Source organism: Pseudomonas sp. NFIX10 (assembly GCF_900111955.1).
GTDB classification, from domain to species: domain Bacteria; phylum Pseudomonadota; class Gammaproteobacteria; order Pseudomonadales; family Pseudomonadaceae; genus Aquipseudomonas; species Aquipseudomonas fluorescens_AA.
This window is the reverse complement of sequence record NZ_FOKH01000027.1, coordinates 30,269-55,174: the sequence shown is the minus strand read 5'-3', so window position 1 is coordinate 55,174 and position 24,906 is coordinate 30,269. Positions and strand designations below refer to the sequence as shown.

The window sequence follows — 24,906 nt, the reverse complement described above, 5'->3', positions numbered from 1 at the left end:
GTGCCAATGACCTCGTACCGCCTGTGTCTTTTGATGACTGTCGCGCGGCCTGGAAAGTTTCGATGGGATGCCCGGCGGCAGAGAACCAAAAGGTTTTGTATTGGCCTTGCGAGCGAACTTGCCGGCCCAATATTGATCAGTTCCTTACCGATCCCGTGTGAAGGAGCCTCGCGTTTTGTCTCGATTGAGCACTGTATTGCTGCTGTTCTTGCTGGTGCTGACCGGCACCAGCGCCTACGGGACCGCCGCTGTCCCTGGCACCACCAAGCCCGATGAACCGCCCGCCGAACCTGCGCCGCTGGTGCAGGGCGGTTTATTGGGGGCCATCAGTTCGAGCATCGACGACGTCCAGGACAAACTCGACCTCAACCAAAGCCTGGTGGATGCCTGGCGCCTGCGGGCGGACCGGGCGGCGGACGAGGTGGACCGGCTGGTGGACCAGACGTCCCGTTCGTCCTGGCGCGTGGCGGGGGATTTCCTGTTGCTGTCGAGCGTCTGGATCGGCGCGTTTGCGCTGATCTGGTCCGCGGCGCGGTTGTTGTTGCGACATCTGGGCCACCGGCGCTGGCTGCGCACCCGCCGGCGCGTGCGCGACCTGCTCGGTTATCTGCTGCCGTACACCGCTGCGGCATTGATTTGCCTGCCGTTGACCCTCTACGTCAGTCACTTTCTGCAAGTCTCGGTCGGTCGCGCCCTGGCGTTGTGCTTCGCCTACGCCACCAGCAGCGGTATTTTCTCCACTTCGGTGTTGCTGTGCGTGATCGTGATGTTCAACGCCGGCCACAAACGCCGGGCGGTGGCGATGATCCGGCGTTTCAGCCCCCGACCGTTGTTCCTGATCGGCTTTCTCGCCGCCCTCAGCGATGCCCTGACCAGCCCGCAGATTGCCCGGCAACTGGGCGGTAACATCACCAGCAGCATCGCAGTGTTCACCGGGTTGTCGGCGTCGATGATCTTTGGCTGGCTGGTGATTCGCATGCGCCGCCCGGTGGCGCACCTGATCCGCAACCGCCCTCTGGCCCAGCGCTTGAAACAACCGGCCTTGCAGGAGTCGCTGCGGATTTTCTCCGGGCTCTGGTATTGGCCGATCCTGTTGATGGTGCTGGTGTCGGCGGTGAGCCTGATCGGTGTCGGCGAGGACAACCAGAAAGCCCTGCGTTGCGCGTTGTTCACCACGATCCTGCTGATTGCGATGGTGTTCCTCAGCACGGTGTTCCAGCACATCTTCAAGTCGCCCAAGGCCGAGGCCATCCAACGCAACAGCGCCTACAAGGGCCGGCTGTTGAGCTTGCTGCATGCGTTGTTGCGGATCGTCATGGCGGTGGCATTCATTGAAATCCTCGGGCGGATCTGGGGCATTTCCCTGTTCGAGTTCGCCTCGCGCAATGCCGTGGGGCGGGCGATCAGTGACTCCTTGAGCCGCATCGGCCTGATTTTCCTGATGACCTGGCTCACGTGGGTGGTGCTCGACACGGCAATCCAGGAAGCCTTGAAGCCGCCACTGAACAAACGCGGCGCCCGCCAGCCCAGCACCCGGGTCAAGACCATCCTGCCGCTGTTGCGCAACGCGGCGAAAATCATCCTGGTGGTGATTTGCGCGATCACCACCATGGCCAACCTGGGTATCAACGTCGCGCCGTTGCTGGCCGGTGCCGGGGTGGTGGGCTTGGCGATTGGTTTCGGTTCGCAGCAACTGGTGCAGGACGTGATCACCGGGCTGTTCATCATCATCGAAGACACGCTATCCATCGGCGACTGGGTGGTGCTCGACTCCGGCCACGCCGGTACCGTCGAGGGCTTGACCATCCGCACCCTGCGCCTGCGCGACGGCAAGGGTTTCGTGCACTCGGTGCCATTCGGCCAGATCAAGGCGGTGACCAACCAGTCCCGGCAATTCGCCTTTGCGTTTTTCTCCGTGCAATTCACTTACGACACCGATGTCGACCAGGCCATCGAGCTGATCCGCGAAGCCGGGCGTTCGATCGCCGAAGACCCGTTTCTCAAATTCAACCTGCAAGGGCCGCTGGATGTATTCGGCGTGGACAAGATGGACCTCAACGGCGTGGTGCTCACGGCGCAGTTCCGCACCGTGTCGGGTGGGCAATATGCGGTGAGCCGAGCGTTCAACCAGCAGTTGAAGAAGCTTGTGGATAACCACCCGGCGGTGCACTTTGCGCAGACTTATCCACAGCAGGTGATGTTGCCCAAGCGGTTGGTTGAGGAGAAGAAAGAGGGGGAGGAGGTGCCTGATCAACCTCGGTAGTGAGTGAGGTTTGTGGTGGGGCTGCCGGCCCCATCGCGAGCAAGCTCGCTCCCACAGTAGGTTTGTGGTGAATGTACAACCCCTGTGGGAGCGAGCTTGCTCGCGATAGGGCCCGCCCAGACACCCTCAACCTTTCTGAACAAGCTTGTTCCGGACCTCAGCCATCCCTTGAGCATCCAACTCGATCCAAAGATGCTGCTTGCCGGCAATCTGCGCCGCCACCGGCAACCCGTCCCGATACACCAGCCGATTGCTCGCCAGCGCCGGCACTTTCGCCCCCGGCAGCAAGGTGCCGGCCAGGTTCAGCGGGTCGACGCCGCACACCGCCACCAAGCTGCCATCGGTGGGGCGGCGGCGGGTTTCGCGCAGCAACGGAATCGCTTCGGGCAGGGCGAATTGTTCGCCCGCCAGGCCGCTGACAAAACGCCCGCCGCGAATCTCGCCCCGCGCCTCCAGGCGATGGAAAGTGCGCAATAGCTCGCGCCAACTCGGCAGCCACTCGGCCTCCCGCTCCAGCAAGCGCCAGAACACCACGCCGTAACGACGCAGCAGGGTCATGGCGATGTGTTCCAGGGTCTCCGGCGCAGTGGGCGCCGGGCGGTTGCCTTCCACGGGGGCGGGTTGGCTGCGGCGCAACAAGGCCCAGCGCCCGGCGTCGTCCATGCCGCCGACAAACGCGCCGCGCCCGCGCCGGCTGCTGCGGGCCTGGCGTTTGCTGGCGGGGGTGATCAGTGCGCGCAAGCCGGCAAAGCTGTCGGCATTCACCAACCCGGCGCCCACCAGTTCCTGCAAGGCGATTTCCAGTTCGCTGCGCAGCAGGTGGGCTTCATGGGCCAGCTCATCGAAAAACAGCGCGCCGTGCTCGCTCAGGGCCTGATGGACTTTCTGTGTCTTGGGCGACAACTCATCAAGGGACGTTTGTCCGGCCAGGCTGCTCCACAACGCCACCTGGCTGCGCGGCAGCAACACCACCGGCGTACTGCGCAGGGCACTGGCGGACGGCTTCTGGCGCACGCTCAGGCGCGTCCATACCCACTTGCCGCTGCGGCAAAACTCATCGAGCCAACTGGGCGAATAGTCCTTGATCCGCCCGGGCAACAGGTCGCTGTCCCAGGCCGAGGCGGCGGCCGGATAGCCTTCCAACTGGCCGAGGATCGACGGCAGCACGGCATTGCCCCGGCCCTGGGTGGACGCCGACAGGTGCTGCCAGTCGAACAGGAAGCGCATGAAGTCCTGCAACATCACCGGCTCGATTTCCCGGCGCAGGCGCTTGACCGTGTAGCGATGGATCCGCGCCAGCAAATGCCGTTCGCACCATTCCTCCTGCCCGATGCCCGGCGTGAATCTTCCACGCAGCACGTAGCCTTGCTGCTCGAGCTGCGCCAGGGCCTGGGTGACCTGCGGGGTCGACAACCCCAGCGGGTAGGCGATGGCCTTCAACGGCAGCGGCCCGAAGGCACTGAGCCGGGCGCGGAGCACTTCCACCAGGGCTTCGTCAACGTTCCAGGCTTCATCGAAATCGGCCAGCGGGGTCAGCGCCGGTTCCCAGCGAGCCTGTGGATAAAGGGCTTGCAAGCAGCTCAGGCGTTCCAGCGGCACCCACAGTCCCCGCTCGGCGCTGATCTGTATGTGGCTGGCGCGGCCACTCGCGGCCAGTGCCCGCAGCCAGTCCAGCCACGATGGGTGGGCGTCGGCTTCGCTGTCGGCGATGCAGGCCAGGCTCATCAAGGCTTCGTGCATCTCATCGAGATTGGCCGGCGTCGGCCAGGCCTCATCCCGGACCGACTGGATGGCTTCGGCGTCCAGCGCGCCAAGGTCGTCGGTGGATTGTGGATCGCTCCAGCGCCGGTTGATCACCGCCTGGGTCCGCCGTTCTTCCAGCGGCGCGTCGTCGAGAAAGGTGTAGGGACGGGCGCTGAGGATTTCTGCCGCCAGCGGCGAGGGCGCCGGCAGGTCGCGGCTGATCAGGCGAATCTGGCCCGCTTCCATGCGCCGCAACAGCGCCAGCCAACCTTCGCTGTCCATGGCTTCGTGCAGGCAATCGTCGAGGGTCTGTTCCACCAGCGGGTGATCGGGGATCTCCCGCTCGCCAGCGAGGTTTTCCAGGCAGGCGATCTGGTCCGGAAACACACTGGCGATCAGGTCTTCGCTTTTCATCCGCTGGATCTGCGGGGCGACTTTGCGCCCGCCGGTGTAGCGCGGCAGGGCCAGGGCCACGCCAGCGTTCCAGCGCCAGCGCACGCCGAACAGCGGTGCATCCAGCACGGCCTGGACCAGGATCTGTTCGGCGCTGTGGCTGTTCAGGTAGCGCCAGACTTCGTCCAATTCGAAGCTGTGGCTGGTGGACAGCGAGAGCACGATGGCGTCTTCACTGGCGGCGGCCTGCAATTCGAAGTTGAAGGTGCGGCAGAAGCGCTTGCGCAAGGCCAGGCCCCAGGCGCGGTTGATACGGCTGCCGAAGGGCGTGTGGATGATCAGTTGCGTGCCGCCGGACTCGTCGAAAAACCGCTCCATCAGCAGCGTGTCCTGGGACGGCAGGGCGCCGAAGGCCCGGCGCGCCGGGGCCAGGTAATCGACCAATTGTTCGGCGCTGGCGAGGTTCAGGCGTAACGTGCCGGTCAGCCAGTCGAGGGCCGGTTGCAGGTTGCCCGGCGTGGCGCCGAGCAGGTGATCAAGCTGGGCTTGCAGGCGCGCCAAGGCCAAAGACAATTCGTCGCTGCGCCCCGGGGCTTCGCCGAGCCAGAACGGAATGGTCGGCGGTTGGCCCTGGGCGTCCTCGACCCGCACACGACCGGTCTCGACGCGGATGATGCGGTAGGACGTATTGCCCAGTTGGAACACATCGCCGGCAATGCTCTCCACCGCGAAGTCTTCGTTGACGCTGCCGATGTTCAAGCCCTGGGGTTCGAGCAGCACGCTGTAGTCGGCGTTGTCCGGAATGGTGCCGCCGCTGGTCACTGCCGTCAGTTTGCTGCCCCGGCGCCCGCGCAGGGTCCGGGTCACGGCGTCGCGGTGCAGGTAGGCGCTGCGCACGCCCTGGCGGCCATTGAGGCCTTCGGCGAGCATCTGCAACAGCGCCTGGTAATGCCCTTCGTCCAGCTCGGCGTAGGGCGAGGCGCGGCGGAAGGTTTCCAACAGCGCCTGTTCCGGCCATTCCTGGCAACTGACTTCGGCGACGATCTGCTGGGCCAGCACATCCAGCGGCGCCTTGGGGATGTGCAGGATGTCGAGTTCGCCACGGCGCACGCAATCGAGCAGGGCGGCACATTCGATCAAGTCGTCGCGGGTGGTGGCGAACAGGCGGCCCTTGGGCGTGCCGCCGACCTGGTGGCCCGAGCGTCCCACTCTTTGCAGGAACGCCGAGATCGAACGGGGCGAGGCAATCTGGCAGACCAGGTCGACATCGCCGATATCGATGCCCAGCTCCAGGGAGGCAGTGGCGATCAGTACCTGCAGTTCGCCGCGCTTGAGGCGTTGTTCGGCGTCGAGGCGAAACTCCTTCGCCAGGCTGCCGTGGTGGGCGGCCACGGCGTCCTTGCCCAGGCGCTCGCTCAAATGACGGCTGAGGCGTTCGGCCAGGCGCCGCGTATTGACGAATACCAGGGTGGTGCGATGCTCTCGGGCCAGCTCGGCGAGGCGGTTGTAGACCAGCTCCCACACGTCATTGGCCATCACCGCCGACAGCGGCACCGGTGGCACCTCGATGTCCAGGTCCCGGGGACGGGCGTGGCCGATGTCGACGATTTCACAGGCGCGTCCTTCACCGACGAGAAAGCGTGACACTGCTTCGATGGGCTTTTGCGTGGCCGACAGGCCGATGCGCATCAGGGGGTCGGCGCACAGGGCTTGCAGGCGCTCCAGGCTCAAGGCCAGGTGGCTGCCGCGCTTGCTGGCGGCGATGGCGTGGATTTCATCGACGATCACCGTGCGGGTGCTGGCGAGCATCTGCCGGCCGGAGTCGGAACCGAGCAGCACGTAGAGCGATTCGGGCGTGGTGACCAGGATGTGCGGCGCGGTCTTGCGCATCGCCGAGCGGTCTTTTTGCGGCGTGTCGCCGGTGCGCACGGCGGTGGTGATCGGCAAGGGTGGCAAGCCCATTCGTTGCAACTGCTCGGTGATGCCGGCCAGGGGATTCTGCAGGTTGATCTGGATATCGTTGCTCAGGGCCTTGAGCGGCGAGACGTACACCACCAGGGTCTGGTCCGGCAGGCCTCCCTGTTCCAGGCCGCGGTGCACCAGGTCATCGAGCACCGCGAGAAACGCGGTCAAGGTCTTGCCCGAGCCGGTAGGCGCCGCGACCAGCACCGAGCGCCGCTGGCCGATCAACGGCCACGCCCGGGCCTGGGCGGCCGTGACCGCCGGGAAGGTCTGGCTGAACCAGGCGCGAACGGCGGGGTGAAAGCCTGCCATGGCGTGGTCGGCTGCAAGGGGCAGATTCATAAGGCAGTTTATGCGGGTGGAGCGGGGGAGATGCAAGTACCGGCTGAGATCTCCATCGCCTGTCAGGGCCTCATCGCGAGCAAGCTCGCTCCCACAGGAGATATCGGTGCCTATGCGATCCCTGTGGGAGCCGAGCTTGCTCGCGATAGCGGCCTCAAGGCGCACACAAAGGCCGGATCCACACTTTACGGGTGACGGTTGCGCACTAAACCCGCAAAATGCAACGATTCCGGCAACGCCTGCGGGCGTTGTCGACCCAATTTTTGTGCCAATAGAGTGGGCCTGCTGACTTTATGCGAATGCGCCTTATGTTACTGGGCGGCGGAAATGCCCTTGGGCAGGCGCTGATTCGCCTCGGTGCAGAAGAAGACATCGGTTTTCTTGCCCCCCGCCCGCCCGAAGACGGCTGGGATGCCGCGAGCCTGACGCAACTGCTCGACGACACCCGTCCGGACGCCTTGATCAACCTGGCGTACTACTTCGACTGGTTCCAGGCCGAGGCCGTCAGCGAGCAGCGCCTGGCCAGCCAGGAGCGCGCTGTCGAGCGTCTGGCCGGGCTGTGCCAGCATCACAACATCATCTTGCTGCAACCGTCGAGCTATCGGGTGTTCGACGGTTCCCGTGCCACGGCCTACAGCGAGAAGGACGAGCCCGTGCCCCTGGGTGTGCGCGGCCAGGCGCTGTGGCGGATCGAGCAAAGCGTGCGCGCCACCTGCCCGCAGCATGTGTTGCTGCGTTTCGGCTGGCTGCTGGACGACAGCGCCGATGGCACCCTCGGCCGTTTCCTGGCCCGGGCCGAGCAACCCGAAGAGCTGTTGCTGGCTGACGACCGCCGGGGCAATCCGACGCCCGTGGACGATGCCGCGCGGGTGATCATTTCGGTGCTCAAGCAACTCGACTGCGCGGCGCCGCTGTGGGGCACCTATCATTACGCCGGGCATGAGGCGACCACGCCACTGGCGCTGGGCCAGGCGATCCTCACCGAAGCCCGCGCCCTGCATCCGCTGGCCATCGAGTCGCCCACGCCCCAGGCCCATGCCGCACGGCCGGACGCCGCGGAAGAACCGCAGCACGCGGTGCTGGCCTGCAAGAAAATTCTGCACACTTTCGGGATCAAGCCCCGCGCCTGGCGCGCCGCACTCCCGGGCTTACTGGATAGGTTTTATCGCCATGGCTGAAGGCCCTGTTTTAATCACCGGCGGCGCGGGTTTCATTGGTTCGCACCTGACCGACGCCTTGCTCGCCAAGGGGCATGCGGTGCGCATCCTCGATGACCTGTCTACCGGCAAGCGCAGCAACCTGCCGCTGGACAACCCTGCTGTAGAGCTGATCGAAGGAGACGTCGCCGATGCCGCCCTGGTGGCTCGGGCCATGGCCGGTTGCAGCGCCGTGGCGCACCTGGCGGCGGTGGCCTCGGTGCAAGCCTCGGTGGACGACCCCGTGCGCACCCACCAGAGCAATTTCATCGGCACCCTGAATGTCTGCGAAGCCATGCGCCAGAGCGGGGTGAAGCGGGTGCTGTTCGCTTCCAGCGCAGCGGTCTACGGCAACAACGGCGAAGGCGAGTCCATCGACGAAGAAACCCCCAAGGCCCCGCTCACGCCCTATGCCTCGGACAAGCTGGCCAGCGAGTTCTACTTCGATTTCTATCGCCGCCAGCACAACCTGGAGCCGGTGGTGTTCCGCTTCTTCAACATCTATGGCCCGCGCCAGGATCCGTCCTCGCCGTATTCGGGGGTCATCAGCATCTTCAGCGAACGGGCACAGAAGGGCCTGCCGATCACTGTATTCGGCGACGGCGAGCAGACCCGGGACTTTGTCTATGTCGAAGACTTGGTGGACTTGCTGGTGCAGGCCATCGAGAAGCCCGAGGTGGAAGTGGGCGCGGTGAACGTCGGCTGGAACCAGGCCACGACCCTCAAACAGATGCTCCAGGCCCTGGCCGCCGTGGTGGGCGACCTGCCACCGATCAGCTACGGCCCGGCGCGTTCCGGCGACATTCGCCATTCCCGGGCTGACAACCATCGGTTGTTGGAGCGCTTCAGCTTTCCCCCGCAAACACCGATGAGTGTGGGGTTGGCGCGGTTGCTGGGGCGCTAAAAACTGTGGGAGCGAGCTTGCTCGCGATAGCGCTGGGTCAGTCAACATCATTGCTGGCTGATCCACCGTCATCGCGAGCAAGCTCGCTCCCACAGGGGTGTTCGTACCTTTAAGTTCGGTTTAGAACTTGTAGCCCAACCCCACCATGTAGATGAACGGATCCACATCGACATTCACCTTGGCCCGGGTACCGCCGGCGACGGCGTTGTTGTCCACATAGGCGGTGGTGTCGATGTCGATGTAGCGGATCTGGCCATTGATCATGATGTTGTCGGTCAGCATGTAGTCGGCACCGACTTGCCAGGCCATGCCCCAGCTGTTTTTCGCCCGGAAGTTGCTGAAGCCATTGGCGCTGGCTTCGCTGCCCACGTGTTCGTCGTAGATCCAGGTGTAGTTGATACCGGCGCCGACATAGGGCTGGAACGCCGACTTGGCGTCGAGCGGGTAGTAGACCAGGCTCAGTGTGGGCGGCAGGTGCTTGAGGGTGCCGAGCTTGCCGTTGGCCGCGCCGAGGGCGGTGCCTTTGATTTTCACGTCGTGCTCGAACGGCGAGGCCGCCAGCAGTTCGATACCCCAATTGTTGGTCAGCATGTAGGCGAAGTTCAGGCCCAGTTGCGTATCGCTGCTCATGGTCGCCTTGCCACCCAGGTCGGCGCCGGCCAGCGGGCCACGGTCGACCTTGACGCTGGAGCTGTCGGCCTCTGGATTGACGGTGATAGCGCCGGCGCGAACGATGATGTCACCGGCCGTATGGGCCTGGGCGAGCGGGGCAGCGAGCGCGAGGGCAACGAGGGAAGCGCTGAGCAAAGACTTGTGCATGGGGGCTCCAGAGGACATTTCAAAATGGATGTCCCATGGTACGGAGCCGCCTGGGCCGGTCTTTTGACTCAGCTCAATGAAATGATGATGAGCAAATCTTTGAGTGCCCTATCGCGAGCAAGCTCGCTCCCACATTGCGAAGAAACTCGATCAACTGTGGGAGCGAGCTTGCTCGCGATAGCTATCTGACTGACTGCCCATCACCACCCGATTCACTCCGGCAGTTCATACACATAAATCTTCTGCGCCTCCATCTGATATCCCGCATCGGCCAGTTCACTGGTAGACGGCTTGACCTGCATCGGCCCCTCGACCCAGTACGGCTGGTACAACTCGTCGAGCTTCACGCCGACCTCGCTTTTCACATGCACGATCTGGTTCGACGGCGGTGGCGGCACGTGGATGCAGGCGCCGAAATACGGCACCAGCAGGAAGTCCGTGGTGCGACCTTCCTCGCTGACTTCCAGCGGCACGATGTAGCCCGGCAAGCGAATCTGCTGGCCATCGAGGGCCTTGACCACCGGCGCGTTGGGCAAATCCTGCTTGGCGGCTGGAGCGGACTCGGCGGCCAGGGCGTCGCTCATCTTCGACAGGTCGTGCAGGGGCGTCATGTTCGGCACTTCCGGCGGTGCATCCGGCGGGATCATTTCCGACCAGGCCAGGTCCCTCGGCTCGGCCGCCCACAGCGGCAGGGCGACCATCATCAACAGCGCTAGCAGGGCGCGGGGCATCTTCAAGGTCCTCATAAACGGATCGACAGGCCGTCGGCCAACGATTGGCGATAGGCGCGCCAGGCCGGCACGCTGCCCATCAGCAGGGCGGCGACCAGGATGCCCGCCAGCAGCGTCCATTCATATTCGCTCGGCCAGCCCAGAGGCAAGTACAAACCGTAGGCCGACTGCACGTAACCCTGGGCGGCGGCGATGCCGATGTACAGCAACGCCAGCCCGGCGATGACCCCGGCCAGCGCCAGGGCAAAGGCTTCGAACACCAGCAGCGTCGCGATGTGCCACGGCCTCGCGCCCACCGAACGCAGGATCGCCATTTCCCGGCGGCGCTCGTTGAGGCTGGTGAGGATCGCCGTGAGCATGCCGATCAACCCGGTCAGGACCACGAACAGCGAAATCACGAACAAGGCCTTTTCCGCCGTGCCCATCAGGCTCCACAACTCCTGCAGTGCCACGCCGGGGAGGATGGCCAGCAGCGGTTCGCCACGGAACTCATTGATCTCGCGCTGCAAGGCAAAGGTCGAAATCTTGCTGTTGAGGCCGAGCATGAACGCGGTGATCGCTTGGGGTGTGAGGTCCATGTTGCGGGCCTGGTCGGCGCTGATGCGCCCATTGCCCTGGGCCGGCACGCCGTTCTTCCAGTCGATGTGGATCGCCTCCATGCCGCCGAGACTGATGTGCAGCGTGCGGTCCACCGGGGTGCCGGTGCGCTTGAGAATCCCGACCACGGTGAAGGGCTTGTCGTCATGCTTGACCAGGCTGATCGCCGCCACGCCGTGGGCCAGCACCAGTTTGTCACCGAGCTTGTAGTGCAGCGCCTCGGCGACTTCGGCGCCGAGCACCACTTCGAACGGATCGGTGGCGAAGGCCCGGCCATCGGCCAGTTCCAGGTGTTGCTGGCGGCCGTACTGGTAATGCTCGAAGTAGGCCTCGGTGGTGCCCATCACCCGGTAGCCGCGATGGGAATCGCCCAGGGACATGGGGATCGCCCACTTTACTTTCGGGTTCTTGGCGAACTGTTCGAAGCTGTCCCAGCGGATGTTGTTGGTGGCATTGCCGATGCGAAACACCGAATACAGCAGCAGGTTCACCGAGCCGGAGCGGGCGCCGACGATCAGGTCGGTGCCGCTGATGGTGCTGGCGAAACTGGCTCGCGCCTCGGTGCGCACTCGCTCCACCGCCAGTAACAGACAGACCGAGAGGGCGATGGCAAACGCGGTGAGGATCGCGGTGAAGCGGCGGTTCGCCAGGCTGGCCATGGCTAGACGGAACAAATACATCTCAGACCTCGAGTGGCGTGGCGGCGCGATTGAGATCGGCCAGCGAGAGGTGGCGGTCGAACAGCGACGCCAGGCTCTGGTCGTGACTGACGAACAACAGGCTCGACCCGGCCTCGCGGCATTCGGCGAACAACAGCCGCAGGAAGTTTTCCCGGGCGTCGTAGTCCAGGGCTGAAGTCGGTTCGTCGGCAATCACCAGTTCCGGTTGACCGATCAAGGCCCGGGCGGCGGCGACCCGTTGTTGCTGGCCGATGGACAACGAGTCGGCGCGACGCTCCAACAGGTTCGGATCGGTCAAGCCCAGGTGGGCCAGCAGCGTGGCGGCCGCTTGATCGACACTGCCATGGCGCTGGGTGGCCCGCTGCGCGCGCAGTTTCGAGAAGTGGCAGGGCAGTTCGACGTTCTCCCGCACCGAGAGAAACGGCAGCAGGTTGAACTGCTGGAAAATGTAGCCGGTGTGGTCCACGCGAAAGCGGTCGCGGCGGCCGGCGGCCAGTTCGCTGAGTTCCTGGCCGAGCAGGCGGATGCTGCCGCGATCCGGCGTTTGCACCCCGCCCAACAGCCCCAGCAGCGTGGTCTTGCCGCTGCCACTCGGGCCCTTGAGGAACAAGGTTTCACCCGCTTCCAGGCGAAACGCCGGGATATCCAGCAAGGGCGGATGCCCGGGCCAACTGAAGCCCAGGTCGGACAGTTCGATGAGTGCTTGGGTCATATGAAACCGGTCAGATCAAGGTGACCCCCTGTGGGAGCGAGCTTGCTCGCGATGGCGGTGTGTCAGGCTCCATCTGTATTGGATGTGCCGACCTCATCGCGAGCAAGCTCGCTCCCACATTGGGGTTGGCAGTGAATCAGAATTTCAGGGTTGGCGCCTTGGCCGTCACTTCCACGCCTTGTTGGCCACTCGGGCTGATCAGTTGTACCTGAATTTTCTGGGTGGCCGGGAAGGTTTTGAACAGTGTCGCCAGGTCCAGGTTCTTCAATGCACCAGCGGCGGCGCAGGTGAACTGGTAGTGGGCATGGATCTCACTGTGCTCGTGGTGTTGGTCGCCATCGGCGTCTTCGTCATGGTCTTCGTGGTCCGGTTCATCGCCGAACAACGGGCTTTCCAGTTCCTGTTGGGCCACGGTGCACTTGGCGGCGGCCGGCAGGTTGAACAACGCCAGCGGCTTGTCCAACTGCGCCCGTACCGCGGCGACCTTGGCCTTGTCGGCATCGCTGGTGGCGGCGTGTTCGAAGCCCACCAGGTTCATCGCCGGGCTTTCCAGCTCCAGCTCCAGGGTCTGGCCATCCAGGGCAGCGTTCAGCCGAGCAACGCCGTGTTCATGGGCGCCGAGGCTGCCATGTTCGTGATCATGATCGTGGTCATGCTCCACCGCCGCATGAGCGACAGCCAAGGGCAACAGGGCGAACGGCAGGGCGAGAAGCAGACGACGCATGACGAGTCTCCGAAAAGGTTATGTAATCTTATAACGAAAGTGCGGAGAGTTTGACCGTCTGCTTGGCGTCGCGCAAGGGCCATGGGAGCATGCGTACATGAAATATTCAGGAGCACGGTAATGTTGAGGATACGCGGAACCGTCGGCGAATGGCCGGTGGACTTGACGATCGAAATGGATGATGGCGACTGGGCGCAGCTCGGCGCGCAGTTGCAAGTGGCCAAATCCGAAGGCACGGCGGCACCGGCGGCCAAACCGACGAACCAGGACGATGCCCAATGGCAGATCGCCAAGGAACTGCTGCGCAAGGCCGGCCAACTGAGCGGTCCGGACCTGCTGGAACAGCTCGAAGGCCTGACCGGCAGCGCCTCGGCGGGCAAGCGCCTGTTGGTGCGCTTGCGCCACTGCGCTGAGGTCAAGGTGTTGAGCGGCGGCGATACGCCGCTCTATAGCTGGAGTGGGGCTTAATACAACGCGGCGAACAACTTGCGGCGATAGGTCGTCACCAGCGGATGGTCGTTGCCCAGCAGTTCGAATACCTGCAACAAGGTCTTGTGGGGCAGGCCTTCGCTGTAGCCGCGGTTACGCACGAACAGCTTGAGCAGCGCATCGAGGGCCGCTTCGTACTGTTGGCGCGCCAGTTGCTGGATCGCCAGTTGGTACACCGCTTCATCGTCTTGCGGGTCTTTCGCCAGGCGCGCCTTGAGGTCGGCGGCGTCCGGCAGGTGCTTGGCCAGGCCGAGGAACTGGATCTGCGCCTTGGCACCGGCGAGGGCGGCCTTGTGCTCATCGCTTTTCACCGCGTCGAGCACGGTCTGCGCTTCGTCCAGCTCGCCGCGCTCGGTCAGGCAGCGGGCATACAGGATCAGCGCCTTGGCGTTGGTGTTGTCTTCACCCAGCAACACCGTGAGCACGGCTTCGGCGTCGGCGAAACGACCGTCGTCGAACAGCGCCTGGGCCTGTTCGAACGGGTCGGCGGCGGCCGGCGGTGGCATCTGCACATGGGGTTCGAGCATCGTGCGTACCGCCGATTCCGGCTGGGCACCGGCAAAGCCGTCGACGGGCTGACCGTCCTTGAACAACACCACCGTCGGCAGGCTGCGAATGCCGAAGCGGGCGACAATGTCCTGCTCGATGTCGCAGTTGACCTTGGCCAGCAGCAATTCGCCTTGATAGCTCTCGGCAATGGTTTGCAGCATTGGCATCAGAGCCTTGCACGGCGCACACCACTCGGCCCAGAAATCCACCAGCACCGGTTTGTGGAAGGAGTTCGCGATCACCGATTGGTCGAAATCGGCGGTGGTAGCGTCGAAGATGTAGGGCGTTTCCTGAGTCATGGGCAATCTCGTAGAGCGCTTGAATGGGGCAACTATACGGCTTGGTGGGGGTGGCTGAAAGCGGGGTGGCCTTTCGCCCTGTGGTGCCTGACAGGACGCCTTCGCGGGCAAGCCCGCTCCCACAGTTGATCTTCAGTGGATACAACATTCGCGTTCACTCTAGATCCCCTGTGGGAGCGGGCTTGCTCGCGAAGCTTTTCAGGCGCGCCGCGCGTGATACAGGCTCACATGCCGAAACTCTTCAGGCTCGGCCAGGTCCGGCAGGGTCATGGCCTGGAGCATTTCGATGCGCCGGTACAGCGGATGCTGGAAATCCCGCACCCGGGAATCGGCCACCAATGCCTCGCGACCACGGCTGAGGAACTGGTCGAGCAGCGGCAGGTTGGCTCGGTCGTAGAGCACATCGGCGACCAGGATCAGGTCGAAACGATCGGCTTCGGCGAAAAAGTCCGTCGAATAACCCAGCTCCACGTCATTGAGCGCGGCATTGGCCTGGCACGCCGCGATCGCCAGCGGGTCGAGGTCGCAGGCCACCACCTCCAGGGCTCCGGCCTTGACCGCCGCAATGCCCGCCACGCCGGAACCGGCACCAAAATCCAGCACCCGCTTGCCTTCGACCCACTGCGGCTGCTCGGCGAGGTGGCGGGCCATCGCCAGGCCGCTGGCCCAGCAGAAGCTCCAATAGGGCGGCTCGTGGAGGATGCGCCGGGTTTCTTCCGGGCTGAAGGCACGGTCCATGTTGTCGCCGTCGATCAGCCACAACGTCAAGTCAGCGCCGGGTAGCGGACAAGCCACCAGACGCGCGTCGCCAAGCAATTCACTCAACGCCCGCTGCAGGTCTTGCGGTGCACTCATGGCGCTTTGACGAATTGCAGGGTGCCCAATGCCTGGGTGGTCGGTTGGCTGATGCGTTGTTCCGGCAAGTGCAGGATCAACTGGCCGGACTGGCTGGCGCGGCCACGCAGTTCCACGCGGGCGCCTACCGGGAAGGCTTCCGGGTTGAAGCGCAAACGGAAGGGCAGGGCCTGGTTGGTGCCGATCAGGCTGGAACTGGCGAGCAATTGTTGTGGACGGTCCTTGTCGTCGATCACCAGTAGCGCCAATTCGACCTCGGCCCCGGCCGGAACGCCTTGCAAGGTGCCGCTGATTTCACGCTGGTACGCCGGCAATGGCCCCAGCTCGGCCGCCTGGCGGGCCTTTTCCTGGGCCTGTTTCGGTGCGGGGGCCGGAGCGGGAGCGGCGGGCTTGGGGGCATCGCTGCTGCACGCCATCAGCAGGCTGAAAAAACTGAGCAAAACGAGCGATCGTAGCGGCATGTGTGGCTCCAGCAAGGTGAATTCCATGGATCTGACGGTAGGCCCGTCTGTATACCGTAAACCCTATGGCTTGTCTTGCCAGTGGGATGCGCTACCATGGCCCTCCCTTTTTTTGTTGCCTGCCACCATGCACTGTCCCTTCTGCGGTGCCAACGACACCAAAGTCATCGACTCGCGACTGGTCGCCGAGGGCGAACAAGTCCGCCGCCGCCGCGAATGCCTGGCTTGCGGCGAGCGTTTCACGACGTTCGAGACCGCTGAACTGGTGTTGCCGCGCCTGATCAAAACCGACGGCAGCCGCCAGCCGTTCGACGAAGAAAAACTGCGCGCCGGCATGCAGCGCGCCCTGGAAAAGCGCCCGGTGAGCGTCGAGCGTCTGGAAGCGGCGCTGGTGCACATCAAGCACAAGCTGCGGGCCACCGGCGAGCGCGAGGTCAAGTCCCTGGTGGTCGGAGAGCTGGTGATGGCCGAGCTGCAGAAGCTCGACGAAGTCGCCTACATCCGTTTCGCCTCGGTATACCGGCGCTTCCAGGACCTGAACGAGTTCCGTGAAGAAATCGACCGCCTGGCCCGCGAACCGGTGAAAGAATGACCGTCCCGGCGCAGCAGGCCGTCCTCGACGCCCACTACATGGCTCGTGCCTTGGAGTTGGCGCGGCGCGGTCACTACACCACCCACCCCAACCCCCGGGTCGGTTGCGTGATCGTGCGTGACGGGCAGATTGTCGGCGAAGGCTGGCACATCCGCGCTGGCGAGCCCCATGCCGAAGTCCATGCCCTGCGCGCCGCCGGGGACAAAGCCCGGGGCGCCACGGCCTACGTGACCCTCGAGCCTTGCAGTCATCACGGGCGTACCCCGCCTTGTGCCGATGCGCTGGTCAGTGCCGGCGTGGCGCGGGTGGTGGCAGCGATGCAGGACCCTAACCCGGCAGTCGCCGGGCGCGGCCTGCAACGCCTGGCCCAGGCCGGCATCGCTACCGAAAGTGGCGTGCTGGAAGGCGAGGCGCGCCTGCTCAACCAGGGGTTCCTCAAGCGCATGGAGCACGGCTTGCCGTACGTGCGGGTCAAGCTGGCCATGAGCCTGGACGGCCGCACGGCCATGGAAAGCGGCGAAAGCCAGTGGATCACCGGCCCGGCCGCACGTTCGTCGGTCCAACGCTTGCGCGCCCAGGCCAGTGTGGTGCTGACCGGTGCCGATACGGTGCTGGCGGACAACGCCCGGCTGACCGTGCGCGCCGATGAACTGGGGCTGGATGCCGAGCAGACGGCGTTGGTCATGAGCCGTCCGCCGCTGCGGGTACTGGTGGACGGACGCCTGCGGGTGCCCCTGGATGCGGTGTTTTTCAAGGCCGGCCCGGCGCTGGTCGCTACCTGCATGGCGGTGGAAGAACAGTACGCCAACGGTCCCGAATGCATGATCGTGGCGGGCGATGACGGCCAGGTCGATCTGCGTCGGCTGCTGGTGGCGCTGGCTGCCCGGGATGTCAATGAAGTGCTGGTGGAAGCCGGTCCGCGCCTGGCGGGGGCTTTCGCCCGACTGGGGCTGGTGGACGAGTTCCAGATCTTCATCGCCGGCAAGTTCCTCGGTTCTTCGGCGCGCCCACTGCTGGACTGGCCGCTGGCGCAGATGAAGGACGCTCCCCAGCTGAAAATCACCGAAATCCGCGCCGTGGGCGATGACTGGCGAGTCATCGCCGTTCCCGTTCCACCGGCCAGCGTATAATTCCCGGCTTTCGCTCACGCGGCGGCCCGTTCTCGAGGAGGACTCCATGTTTACCGGCATCATCGAATCCATCGGCAGCATCCGTGCACTCACCCCCAAGGGCGGCGATGTGCGGGTCCATGTCGAAACCGGCAAGCTCGACCTGAGCGACGTCAAGCTGGGCGACAGCATCGCGGTCAACGGCGTGTGCCTGACCGCCGTTGAGCTGCCAGGCAATGGCTTCCTGGCGGACGTCAGCCGCGAAACCCTCGACTGCACGGCCATGAACGACCTCAAGAGCGGCAGCCCGGTCAACCTGGAAAAAGCCCTGACCCCCACCACTCGCCTGGGCGGGCACTTGGTCAGCGGCCACGTGGACGGCGTCGGTGAAGTGGTCTCGCGCACGGATAATGCCCGGGCCGTGGAGTTTCGCATCCGCGCCCCGAAGGAACTGGCCAAGTACATCGCCCATAAAGGCTCGATCACCGTCGACGGCACCAGCCTGACGGTCAACGCGGTGGATGGCGCCGAATTCCTGCTGACGATCATTCCCCACACGTTGAGCGAGACCATCATGGCTTCGTACCGGCCAGGTCGCCGGGTCAACCTGGAAGTCGACTTGCTGGCCCGTTACCTGGAGCGCCTGCTGTTGGGTGACAAGGCCGCAGAGCCTGCTGCGGGTAACATCACCGAAAGTTTTCTGGCCGCCAACGGCTACCTCAAATCCTGACCCAAGGGGGTGCCGTGTGGCGCTCAATAGCATCGAAGAACTGGTAGAAGACATCCGCCAAGGCAAGATGGTCATCCTCATGGATGACGAAGACCGCGAGAACGAAGGCGACCTGATCATGGCCGCCGAGTGCTGCAAGGCCGAACACATCAACTTCATGGCCAAGCACGCCCGTGGCCTGATCTGCATGCCGATGACCCGCGAGCGCTGCGAACTGCTCAAGCTGCCGCTGATGGCGCCACGCAACGGTTCGGGCTTCGGCACCAAGTTCACCGTGTCCATCGAGGCCGCCGAAGGCGTGACCACCGGGATCTCCGCCGCTGATCGCGCGCGCACCGTACAGGCTGCCGCCGCCCGGGACGCCAAGGCCGAAGACATCGTCAGCCCCGGCCACATCTTCCCGCTGATGGCCCAGGCCGGTGGCACCCTGGCCCGCGCCGGCCACACCGAAGCGGCATGCGACCTGGCGCGCATGGCCGGCTTCGAACCCAGCGGCGTGATCTGCGAAGTGATGAACGACGACGGCACCATGTCCCGTCGCGCGGAACTGGAAGCCTTCGCCGCCGAACACAACATCAAGATCGGCACCATCGCCGACCTGATCCACTACCGGATGATCCACGAACGTACCGTTCAGCGGATTGCCGAGCAGCCGCTGGACAGCGAACTGGGCCAGTTCAACCTGGTGACCTACCGCGACTCGGTGGAAGGCGACGTGCACATGGCGCTGACTCTGGGCACCGTATGCGCCGAAGAGCCGACCCTGGTGCGCGTGCACAACATGGACCCGCTGCGCGATTTGCTGATGGTCAAGCAACCCGGCCGCTGGAGCCTGCGGGCCGCCATGGCCGCGGTGGCCGAGGCTGGCAGCGGCGTGGTGTTGCTGCTCGGCCACCCGCTCGATGGCGACGTGCTGCTGGCGCACATTCGCGAAACCGCGGATCAAACTGCAGTGAAAAAACCGACCACCTACAGCATCGTCGGTGCCGGTTCGCAGATCCTTCGTGACCTGGGCGTGCGTAAAATGCGCCTGATGAGCGCACCGATGAAATTTAATGCGATATCCGGTTTCGATCTGGAAGTTGTAGAATACGTGCCCTCCGAATAATGGCCTGCGGATTCCGGCATTATTGTTCAGGCTTGTTAGATTATTGTGGCGAGGGGATTTATCCCCGCTGGACTGCGCAGCAGTCCCAAAAAAGGGGCCGCTTCGCAGCCCAGCGGGGATAAATCCCCTCGCCACAAAGAAGCGCAAGTGAGCGGCAATGCGGGATCTGCGAGTGCTGTAATTCGTGGCTAATATCACTGAAGGAGCGCGTATAGAACGCGCTCTGGCTCTTTAAGAGATCTGACGAATGACCCTGAAGACCATCGAAGGTACCTTCATCGCCCCTAAAGGCCGCTACGCTCTGGTAGTGGGCCGTTTCAACAGTTTCGTGGTCGAGAGCCTGGTTGGCGGTGCGGTCGATGCCCTGGTTCGCCATGGCGTGAGCGAAAGCGACATCACCATCATCCGTGCCCCTGGCGCCTTCGAAATTCCGCTGGTTGCGCAGAAAGTCGCTCAAAAGGGCGAATATGCGGCGATCATCGCCCTGGGCGCGGTCATTCGTGGTGGTACGCCGCACTTCGAATACGTGGCTGGCGAATGCACCAAGGGCCTGGCCCAGGTGTCCATGGAGTTCGGCGTGCCGGTCGCTTTTGGCGTGCTGACCGTTGATTCCATCGAACAAGCCATCGAACGTTCCGGCACCAAGGCCGGTAACAAAGGTGCCGAAGCTGCCCTGTCCGCCCTGGAAATGGTCAGCCTGCTGGCGCAGTTGGAGGCCAAGTGATTAGCGACGAAAGCGATCGTTTCAACCCGCGCGATCCAAAGCCTGCGGACGCCGGCAAGCCATCGAAAAGCGTCAAGCGTCGCGAAGCCCGTCAGCTCGCGACCCAGGCGCTGTATCAATGGCACATGGCCAAGCAATCGCTGAACGAGATCGAAGCGCAGTTCCGGGTCGATAACGATTTCAGTGATGTCGACGGTGCTTATTTCCGCGAGATCCTGCACGGGGTCCCGCAGTTCAAGACCGAAATCGACACCGCCCTCACGCCTTGCCTGGACCTGACCATCGAAGAGCTGGATCCGGTTGAGCTGGCGGTTCTGCGCCTGTCCACCTGGGAACTGCTCAAGCGCGTCGACGTGCCGTACCGCGTGGTGATCAACGAAGGGATCGAACTGGCGAAAGTCTTCGGCTCCACCGATGGCCACAAGTTCGTCAACGGTGTGCTCGACAAGCTCGCCCCGCGCCTGCGTGAAGCTGAAGTGAAGGCGTTCAAGCGCTGATTGGCGCTTGAACGTGTCCTGTCTTGCCAATGCGTTCATTTTTTGTCGAGTGGCTGTTGGTGCCAGACAAGGCGCCGCGACGAGTCATAGCCCGCTATGGCGAGGAGCGGCAACGCGGTATGGCGCCAATAGACGCCGACAAAATATGAACAGCATTGGTGAGACAGGACACTTAATGGGTGAGTTTGAGCTGATCCGTAACTACTTCGCCGCCGCGCCTTGCGCGCAGGGCGGCGAGGGCGTTGCGCTGGGGATCGGCGACGACTGCGCCTTGCTGGCAGCTCCTCCCGGAGAACAGCTGGCGGTCTCCACCGACACGCTCGTGGCCGGTGTGCATTTTCCAGACCCTTGCGACCCATTCCTGCTCGGCCAGCGCTCGCTGGCCGTGGCGGTCAGCGACCTGGCTGCCATGGGCGCCAAGCCCTTGGCCTTTACCCTGGCCCTGACCTTGCCGACGGTGACCGCCGATTGGCTGCAAGCCTATGCCCGCGGTTTGAACCAGATGGCCCAGGCCTGTGGCGTGGCGCTGGTGGGAGGGGACACCACGCGTGGGCCGTTGAGCCTGACCATGACCGTGTTCGGCCACGTGCCGTCCGGCCAGGCCCTGACCCGCAGCGGCGCGCAGCCCGGCGACCTGCTGTGTGTCGGCGGCGAACTGGGCAATGCCGCCGGCGCCTTGCCATTGGTGCTCGGCCAGCGTCGCGCCGAGCCCGGGATTGCCGAGCCACTGCTGGCTCATTATTGGTCGCCCCGACCGCAGATCGACTTGGGCCTGGCGTTGCGCGCAAAGGCCAGCGCGGCGATGGATATTTCCGATGGCCTGCTGGCCGATTGCGGGCATATCGCCCTGGCGTCCGGGGTAGCCTTGCAGGTCGAACGGGACCGACTGCCGCTGTCCAACGCTCTGGTAGCGTTTCTTGGCGCGGCCGATGCCGCGCAGGCCGCCCTGAGTGGCGGTGACGATTACGTGCTGCTGTTCGCCCTGCCGCCGAGCCGATTGTCGGCGTTGCAGGCCGAAGGCTGGCCGATCCATGTGATCGGCAGCGTGCTGGCCGGGCAAGGCGTCACGCTGGTCGACAGCGACGGGCATGACATCACCCCGCATGTACGGGGCTATCAACATTTTCGGGAGACACCGTGACAGATCATCCCAACCAGGTCCCGGCAGAGTTCGTTCCGCCTTCGGTCTGGCGCAATCCCTGGCATTTCCTGGCATTTGGCTTTGGTTCGGGCACTTTACCTAAAGCGCCGGGCACTTGGGGCTCGCTGGTTGCGCTACCTTTCATTCCGTTGTGGCAGATGTTGCCGGACTGGGGCTACTGGTTGATGCTCGGCATCACCATGCTGTTTGGCTTCTGGCTGTGTGGCAAGGTGGCGGACGACCTGCGGGTGCACGACCATGAAGGCATCGTCTGGGACGAAATGGTCGGCATGTGGATCACCTTGTGGCTGGTGCCGGAAGGCTGGTATTGGTTGCTGACGGGATTTCTGGTGTTCCGTTTCTTCGATATCCTCAAGCCGTGGCCGATCCGCTGGATCGACCGACATGTGCACGGAGGTGTCGGGATCATGCTCGACGATGTATTGGCCGGGGTTTTCGCCTGGCTGGCAATGCAAGGATTGGTGTGGTGTTTCACCTGAAGGAGCCAGGCATGGGCGTAAGCCGCGCACTACTGCTGTTGCTGTGTCTGGGAGCCTGTGCGGGTGTGAGGGTGGCCGAGTCGGCACCGCTGCCTGACAAGGTCCGCGCGGCCAGCGAGGAGTGGGCCGATTACACCCAGGCCGATGGCCAGGGCATGGGCTGGGACATCTTGCGCGCGGTGTTCGAACCTGAAGGCGTCAAGCTGGAAATCCGCAGCGTGCCCTACACCCGGTCGATCGGGCTGGTGCAGCGCGGCGAGGTCGACGTGCAGGTCGGCGCCTATCGGGATGAATCCGAAGGCGTGCTTTACCCGAAGTGGCACTACGACGTCGATCACATCTATGCCTTGGGGTTGGCCTCCAAGCCGACGCCCACCCTGGCGACGATTGGCAACTATCGGCTGGTATGGATGCGCGGGTACGAATACAACAACTACCTGCCCAACATCCGGCGTTTCAATGAGATCCACCGGGCGGTGGGTATCTTGCCGATGCTGATCCATGAGCGAGCGGATTTTTACATCGATGCGTCGATGGAAATCGAAGAAGTGCTCGCCAAGGCCGATAACCCGAAGCAGTTCAAACGCTCGCCCCTGATCAACTTGCCCCTCTACCTGGGCTTTGCCAACAACGCCAATGGACGAGCATTGAGCGAGCTGTTCGACCGGCGGATGGAAGTGCTGGTGAAAACCGGCCAGCTCAAGCCGATTTTCGAACATTGGAAGCAACCTTATCCTTTCGACGAGAATGGCAAGCCACCGAAGCCGTAATCAAACTTTTCGATGGTTATGGCCGACAATTCAGCCTAAGCGTCGGTCGGGACGTGCTGTTACAATGCCCGCCTCTGCGAAACTCCAGTACTAGATCAGGAGCACACCGGTGCCTGTCGTTTTTGTTGCCGCTTCCAAGCTGCCAACGCCCTTTGCGCAATTCACCATGCATGGTTTTCTCGATGAAGCCACCGGCCGCGAGCATGTCGTGCTCAGCCTGGGTGATTTCGCCGACGGATCTGCGGTGCTGGGCCGCCTGCATTCCGAATGCCTGACCGGCGATGCCCTGTTCAGCCAGCGCTGCGATTGCGGCTCGCAACTCGAGGCCGCGCTGCAGGCCATCGCCCGCGAAGGCCGTGGCGTGTTGCTGTACCTGCGCCAGGAAGGCCGTGGCATTGGCCTGTTGAACAAGATCCGCGCCTATGAACTGCAAGATGGCGGCGCCGATACCGTGGAAGCCAACGAACGCCTGGGCTTTGCCGCCGACCTGCGTGACTACAGCATCTGCCTGCCGATGCTGGAGCATCTGGGCGTGAAGTCGCTGCGCTTGATGACCAACAACCCACGCAAGGTCAAGGCGTTGACCGATATGGGCATCGTGGTGGCCGAGCGTGTGCCGCTGCACACCGGTCACAATCCCCACAACAAACTCTACCTGGCAACCAAGGCCAGCAAGCTCGACCACATGATGGGCAACGAGCACCAAGGCGAGGTTGACCGGGCGTGACGCGCGGTCAGGTTCGGCGGCGGCTGTCGATCAGTTGGTGGAAATACCTGGCCCTGGCCTTGCTGCCACTGTTCGTGATCAATGCGGTGTTCGGCCAGGGCGAAGCGATTCTGCCGGTGCTGGCGATGCCGTTGTTCATTGCCGGCCTGGCGTCGATGTTTGTCAGCCTGCGATTCTTCGGGCCGTATAAACAGGCCCTGGTCGCTACCCAGAAAGCCCTCGACACACCCGAAGAGCCCCAGGCCTGGATCGACCTGGCGGCCCGTCGTCGCGCCGCCTTCCTGGTGGCCGGGCTGCCGGCCTGGATCGGCGCCCTGGCGGTGTTCGTGGGCCTGGAAGCCGTGCCGTTGATGCTGCTGGCCTTGTCGACCGCCGTGTTGTTCTACCTGTACCGCATCCCGCGTCAACTCGGCTGATGAGCCGCTGGCTGGCGGTCTTGCTGCTGGCCGTCAGTGCCTCGACGATGGCCGCCTCGCGGGTCGTCAGCCTGGCGCCGTCGCTGTCGGAAATCGTCGTTGAACTGGGCTCCGCCGACCTGTTGGTGGGCGTGCTGGATGGCGGGGATCGCCCGCCGGCGCTCAGGGAAGTGCCCTCGGTAGGCCGGTACGGGCAACTGGACATGGAGCGCTTGCTCAGCCTCAAGCCCGATCTGCTCCTGCTCTGGCCTGGCAGTGTCGGCCCGGCCCAGCGCGAGCAGCTCAAGGGCCTGGGCATCCCCATCCATGTCGCCGAGCCCCGCAGCCTCGACCAACTCATCACGCAAATCGAAGCCATCGCCCAGCAGCTCGGCCGCCCGGAGCGGGGCGTGCAACGGGCGGCGCAGCTGCGCGTGCGTCTCGAGGCGCTACGCCAGCGCTATCGACGGGACCCGCCGTTGCCAGTGTTCTACCAGGTCTGGGATCGGCCGCTGTACACCGTTGGTGGTGGGCAGATCATCAGTGATGCGCTGAGCGTGTGCGGTGCCCACAACGTTTTTGCCGACCTGAGCGTGCCAGCGCCGCAGGTGAGTGTGGAAGCGGTGCTGCAACGTAATCCGCACGTCATCCTGGCCACGGAACAGACGCAGCTCGATGCCTGGAAAACCTGGCCGGTGGCGCAGGGGCGGTTGTTGTTGGTCAATGACAAAGGCCTGGAACGGCCCAGTGGGCAGATGATCGAGGCGACGGCGCGGCTATGTGAGCTGATTGCGCCAGACCGATAGACCGCGGCGCCTGCAATCGCGAGCAAGCTCGCTCCCACAGGGATTCACCACAGGTTAACTGTGGGAGCGAAGCTTGCTCGCGATGAGG

At 64.0% G+C, this 24,906-nt stretch carries 25 protein-coding genes; 16 read left to right on the top strand and 9 right to left on the bottom strand.

Annotated features, from left to right (window positions below; genetic code table 11):
- The first annotated feature begins 175 nt into the window (after positions 1-175).
- The gene (locus BM321_RS22035) at positions 176-2,263 is read left to right on the top strand and encodes a mechanosensitive ion channel family protein (RefSeq protein WP_092332217.1); all 2,088 of its coding nucleotides are present in this window, start codon (positions 176-178) and stop codon (positions 2,261-2,263) included.
- A gap of 126 nt (positions 2,264-2,389) precedes the next feature.
- Here BM321_RS22035 and BM321_RS22030 read toward each other — a convergent pair whose 3' ends face one another.
- A complete protein-coding gene (locus tag BM321_RS22030) occupies positions 2,390-6,703 on the bottom strand; it encodes a DEAD/DEAH box helicase (RefSeq protein WP_092444774.1) in 4,314 nt (1,437 codons plus the stop codon).
- A 293-nt stretch (positions 6,704-6,996) separates the two neighbouring features.
- On the opposite strand from BM321_RS22030, the gene BM321_RS22025 reads away from it, so the two are divergent.
- Both BM321_RS22025 and BM321_RS22020 read left to right on the top strand, forming a co-directional pair.
- Entirely contained in the window at positions 6,997-7,881 is an 885-nt protein-coding gene (locus BM321_RS22025) for a sugar nucleotide-binding protein (protein WP_060740408.1), read from the top strand.
- Positions 7,874-8,803, top strand: a complete 930-nt coding sequence (locus BM321_RS22020) for an NAD-dependent epimerase/dehydratase family protein (RefSeq protein WP_092332212.1) — start codon at positions 7,874-7,876, stop codon at positions 8,801-8,803. The genes BM321_RS22025 and BM321_RS22020 overlap by 8 nt, the downstream gene beginning before the upstream one ends.
- Positions 8,804-8,923: 120 nt before the next feature.
- Here the strand turns inward: BM321_RS22020 and BM321_RS22015 are convergent, their stop codons facing one another.
- The 5 genes from BM321_RS22015 to BM321_RS21995 form a co-directional block, all read right to left on the bottom strand.
- On the bottom strand, positions 8,924-9,622 hold the full coding sequence (locus tag BM321_RS22015; RefSeq protein ID WP_092444772.1) for an OmpW/AlkL family protein: 699 nt from the start codon (positions 9,620-9,622) through the stop codon (positions 8,924-8,926).
- Positions 9,623-9,834: 212 nt separating this feature from the next.
- Entirely contained in the window at positions 9,835-10,353 is a 519-nt protein-coding gene (locus BM321_RS22010) for a DUF3299 domain-containing protein (RefSeq protein ID WP_025215734.1), read from the bottom strand.
- 11 nt (positions 10,354-10,364) lie between these two features.
- Complete coding sequence (locus BM321_RS22005; protein WP_092444770.1) at positions 10,365-11,630, bottom strand: ABC transporter permease; 1,266 nt, start codon at positions 11,628-11,630, stop codon at positions 10,365-10,367.
- Between the two features lies 1 nt (position 11,631).
- Positions 11,632-12,342, bottom strand: coding sequence for an ABC transporter ATP-binding protein (locus tag BM321_RS22000; RefSeq protein ID WP_092444768.1), 711 nt, complete (start codon positions 12,340-12,342; stop codon positions 11,632-11,634).
- Positions 12,343-12,478: 136 nt separating this feature from the next.
- A complete protein-coding gene (locus BM321_RS21995) occupies positions 12,479-13,066 on the bottom strand; it encodes a DUF2796 domain-containing protein (RefSeq protein WP_092444766.1) in 588 nt (195 codons plus the stop codon).
- A gap of 120 nt (positions 13,067-13,186) precedes the next feature.
- Between BM321_RS21995 and BM321_RS21990 the strand changes: the two genes are divergently transcribed.
- Positions 13,187-13,534, top strand: coding sequence for a hypothetical protein (locus BM321_RS21990; protein WP_092444764.1), 348 nt, complete (start codon positions 13,187-13,189; stop codon positions 13,532-13,534).
- On the opposite strand, the gene trxA is transcribed toward BM321_RS21990, so the two are convergent.
- The 3 genes from trxA to BM321_RS21975 all read right to left on the bottom strand — a co-directional run bounded on the left by trxA (position 13,531) and on the right by BM321_RS21975 (position 15,719).
- A complete protein-coding gene (gene trxA, locus BM321_RS21985) occupies positions 13,531-14,403 on the bottom strand; it encodes a thioredoxin (protein WP_092172783.1) in 873 nt (290 codons plus the stop codon). The genes BM321_RS21990 and trxA overlap by 4 nt on opposite strands.
- 198 nt (positions 14,404-14,601) lie before the next feature.
- On the bottom strand, positions 14,602-15,258 hold the full coding sequence (locus BM321_RS21980) for a class I SAM-dependent methyltransferase (RefSeq protein ID WP_092444762.1): 657 nt from the start codon (positions 15,256-15,258) through the stop codon (positions 14,602-14,604).
- The gene (locus tag BM321_RS21975; RefSeq protein WP_092204485.1) at positions 15,255-15,719 is read right to left on the bottom strand and encodes a YbaY family lipoprotein; all 465 of its coding nucleotides are present in this window, start codon (positions 15,717-15,719) and stop codon (positions 15,255-15,257) included. Before BM321_RS21975 ends, BM321_RS21980 begins: the two co-directional genes overlap by 4 nt.
- 127 nt (positions 15,720-15,846) lie before the next feature.
- Here BM321_RS21975 and nrdR point away from each other — a divergent pair, with 127 nt between their 5' ends.
- The 12 genes from nrdR (at position 15,847) to BM321_RS21915 (ending at position 24,818) form a co-directional block, all read left to right on the top strand.
- Entirely contained in the window at positions 15,847-16,311 is a 465-nt protein-coding gene (nrdR, locus tag BM321_RS21970; protein WP_013694316.1) for a transcriptional regulator NrdR, read from the top strand.
- Complete coding sequence (gene ribD, locus BM321_RS21965; RefSeq protein ID WP_092444760.1) at positions 16,308-17,441, top strand: bifunctional diaminohydroxyphosphoribosylaminopyrimidine deaminase/5-amino-6-(5-phosphoribosylamino)uracil reductase RibD; 1,134 nt, start codon at positions 16,308-16,310, stop codon at positions 17,439-17,441. The genes nrdR and ribD overlap by 4 nt, the downstream gene beginning before the upstream one ends.
- Before the next feature lie 46 nt (positions 17,442-17,487).
- Positions 17,488-18,150 carry a riboflavin synthase gene (locus tag BM321_RS21960; protein ID WP_092204487.1) on the top strand — a complete coding sequence of 221 codons (663 nt, stop codon included), beginning with the start codon at positions 17,488-17,490 and terminating at the stop codon, positions 18,148-18,150.
- A gap of 16 nt (positions 18,151-18,166) precedes the next feature.
- Positions 18,167-19,258, top strand: coding sequence for a bifunctional 3,4-dihydroxy-2-butanone-4-phosphate synthase/GTP cyclohydrolase II (ribBA, locus tag BM321_RS21955; protein ID WP_092332197.1), 1,092 nt, complete (start codon positions 18,167-18,169; stop codon positions 19,256-19,258).
- Between the two features lie 247 nt (positions 19,259-19,505).
- Positions 19,506-19,982, top strand: coding sequence for a 6,7-dimethyl-8-ribityllumazine synthase (ribE, locus tag BM321_RS21950; RefSeq protein WP_003206025.1), 477 nt, complete (start codon positions 19,506-19,508; stop codon positions 19,980-19,982).
- Positions 19,979-20,479: a transcription antitermination factor NusB gene (gene nusB / locus BM321_RS21945; RefSeq protein ID WP_003185935.1), complete on the top strand. Its 501-nt coding sequence runs from the start codon at positions 19,979-19,981 to the stop codon at positions 20,477-20,479. Before ribE ends, nusB begins: the two co-directional genes overlap by 4 nt.
- A 175-nt stretch (positions 20,480-20,654) precedes the next feature.
- Positions 20,655-21,620, top strand: coding sequence for a thiamine-phosphate kinase (thiL, locus tag BM321_RS21940; protein WP_092444758.1), 966 nt, complete (start codon positions 20,655-20,657; stop codon positions 21,618-21,620).
- Positions 21,617-22,120, top strand: a complete 504-nt coding sequence (locus BM321_RS21935) for a phosphatidylglycerophosphatase A family protein (protein ID WP_053125805.1) — start codon at positions 21,617-21,619, stop codon at positions 22,118-22,120. Before thiL ends, BM321_RS21935 begins: the two co-directional genes overlap by 4 nt.
- An 11-nt stretch (positions 22,121-22,131) precedes the next feature.
- A complete protein-coding gene (locus BM321_RS21930) occupies positions 22,132-22,890 on the top strand; it encodes a substrate-binding periplasmic protein (protein WP_092172798.1) in 759 nt (252 codons plus the stop codon).
- 109 nt (positions 22,891-22,999) lie between these two features.
- The gene (ribA, locus tag BM321_RS21925; protein ID WP_092204490.1) at positions 23,000-23,617 is read left to right on the top strand and encodes a GTP cyclohydrolase II; all 618 of its coding nucleotides are present in this window, start codon (positions 23,000-23,002) and stop codon (positions 23,615-23,617) included.
- Positions 23,614-24,033 carry an MFS transporter gene (locus BM321_RS21920; RefSeq protein ID WP_092332186.1) on the top strand — a complete coding sequence of 140 codons (420 nt, stop codon included), beginning with the start codon at positions 23,614-23,616 and terminating at the stop codon, positions 24,031-24,033. Before ribA ends, BM321_RS21920 begins: the two co-directional genes overlap by 4 nt.
- Positions 24,033-24,818 (top strand): cobalamin-binding protein, encoded by a 786-nt coding sequence (locus BM321_RS21915; protein WP_092444756.1) that lies wholly within the window; start codon positions 24,033-24,035, stop codon positions 24,816-24,818. The genes BM321_RS21920 and BM321_RS21915 overlap by 1 nt, the downstream gene beginning before the upstream one ends.
- Positions 24,819-24,906 lie beyond the last annotated feature (88 nt).

Bases quoted from the DNA above. Each gene is read 5' to 3' on its own strand.
- BM321_RS22030 (WP_092444774.1), bottom strand. From the start codon at position 6,703: ATGAATCTGCCCCTTGCAGCCGACCACGCCATGGCAGGCTTTCACCCC.
- BM321_RS22025 (WP_060740408.1), top strand. From the start codon at position 6,997: ATGCGAATGCGCCTTATGTTACTGGGCGGCGGAAATGCCCTTGGGCAG.
- BM321_RS22020 (WP_092332212.1), top strand. From the start codon at position 7,874: ATGGCTGAAGGCCCTGTTTTAATCACCGGCGGCGCGGGTTTCATTGGT.
- BM321_RS22015 (WP_092444772.1), bottom strand. From the start codon at position 9,622: ATGCACAAGTCTTTGCTCAGCGCTTCCCTCGTTGCCCTCGCGCTCGCT.
- BM321_RS22010 (WP_025215734.1), bottom strand. From the start codon at position 10,353: ATGCCCCGCGCCCTGCTAGCGCTGTTGATGATGGTCGCCCTGCCGCTG.
- BM321_RS22005 (WP_092444770.1), bottom strand. From the start codon at position 11,630: ATGTATTTGTTCCGTCTAGCCATGGCCAGCCTGGCGAACCGCCGCTTC.
- BM321_RS22000 (WP_092444768.1), bottom strand. From the start codon at position 12,342: ATGACCCAAGCACTCATCGAACTGTCCGACCTGGGCTTCAGTTGGCCC.
- BM321_RS21995 (WP_092444766.1), bottom strand. From the start codon at position 13,066: ATGCGTCGTCTGCTTCTCGCCCTGCCGTTCGCCCTGTTGCCCTTGGCT.
- BM321_RS21990 (WP_092444764.1), top strand. From the start codon at position 13,187: ATGTTGAGGATACGCGGAACCGTCGGCGAATGGCCGGTGGACTTGACG.
- trxA (WP_092172783.1), bottom strand. From the start codon at position 14,403: ATGACTCAGGAAACGCCCTACATCTTCGACGCTACCACCGCCGATTTC.
- BM321_RS21980 (WP_092444762.1), bottom strand. From the start codon at position 15,258: ATGAGTGCACCGCAAGACCTGCAGCGGGCGTTGAGTGAATTGCTTGGC.
- BM321_RS21975 (WP_092204485.1), bottom strand. From the start codon at position 15,719: ATGCCGCTACGATCGCTCGTTTTGCTCAGTTTTTTCAGCCTGCTGATG.
- nrdR (WP_013694316.1), top strand. From the start codon at position 15,847: ATGCACTGTCCCTTCTGCGGTGCCAACGACACCAAAGTCATCGACTCG.
- ribD (WP_092444760.1), top strand. From the start codon at position 16,308: ATGACCGTCCCGGCGCAGCAGGCCGTCCTCGACGCCCACTACATGGCT.
- BM321_RS21960 (WP_092204487.1), top strand. From the start codon at position 17,488: ATGTTTACCGGCATCATCGAATCCATCGGCAGCATCCGTGCACTCACC.
- ribE (WP_003206025.1), top strand. From the start codon at position 19,506: ATGACCCTGAAGACCATCGAAGGTACCTTCATCGCCCCTAAAGGCCGC.
- thiL (WP_092444758.1), top strand. From the start codon at position 20,655: ATGGGTGAGTTTGAGCTGATCCGTAACTACTTCGCCGCCGCGCCTTGC.
- BM321_RS21930 (WP_092172798.1), top strand. From the start codon at position 22,132: ATGGGCGTAAGCCGCGCACTACTGCTGTTGCTGTGTCTGGGAGCCTGT.
- BM321_RS21915 (WP_092444756.1), top strand. From the start codon at position 24,033: ATGAGCCGCTGGCTGGCGGTCTTGCTGCTGGCCGTCAGTGCCTCGACG.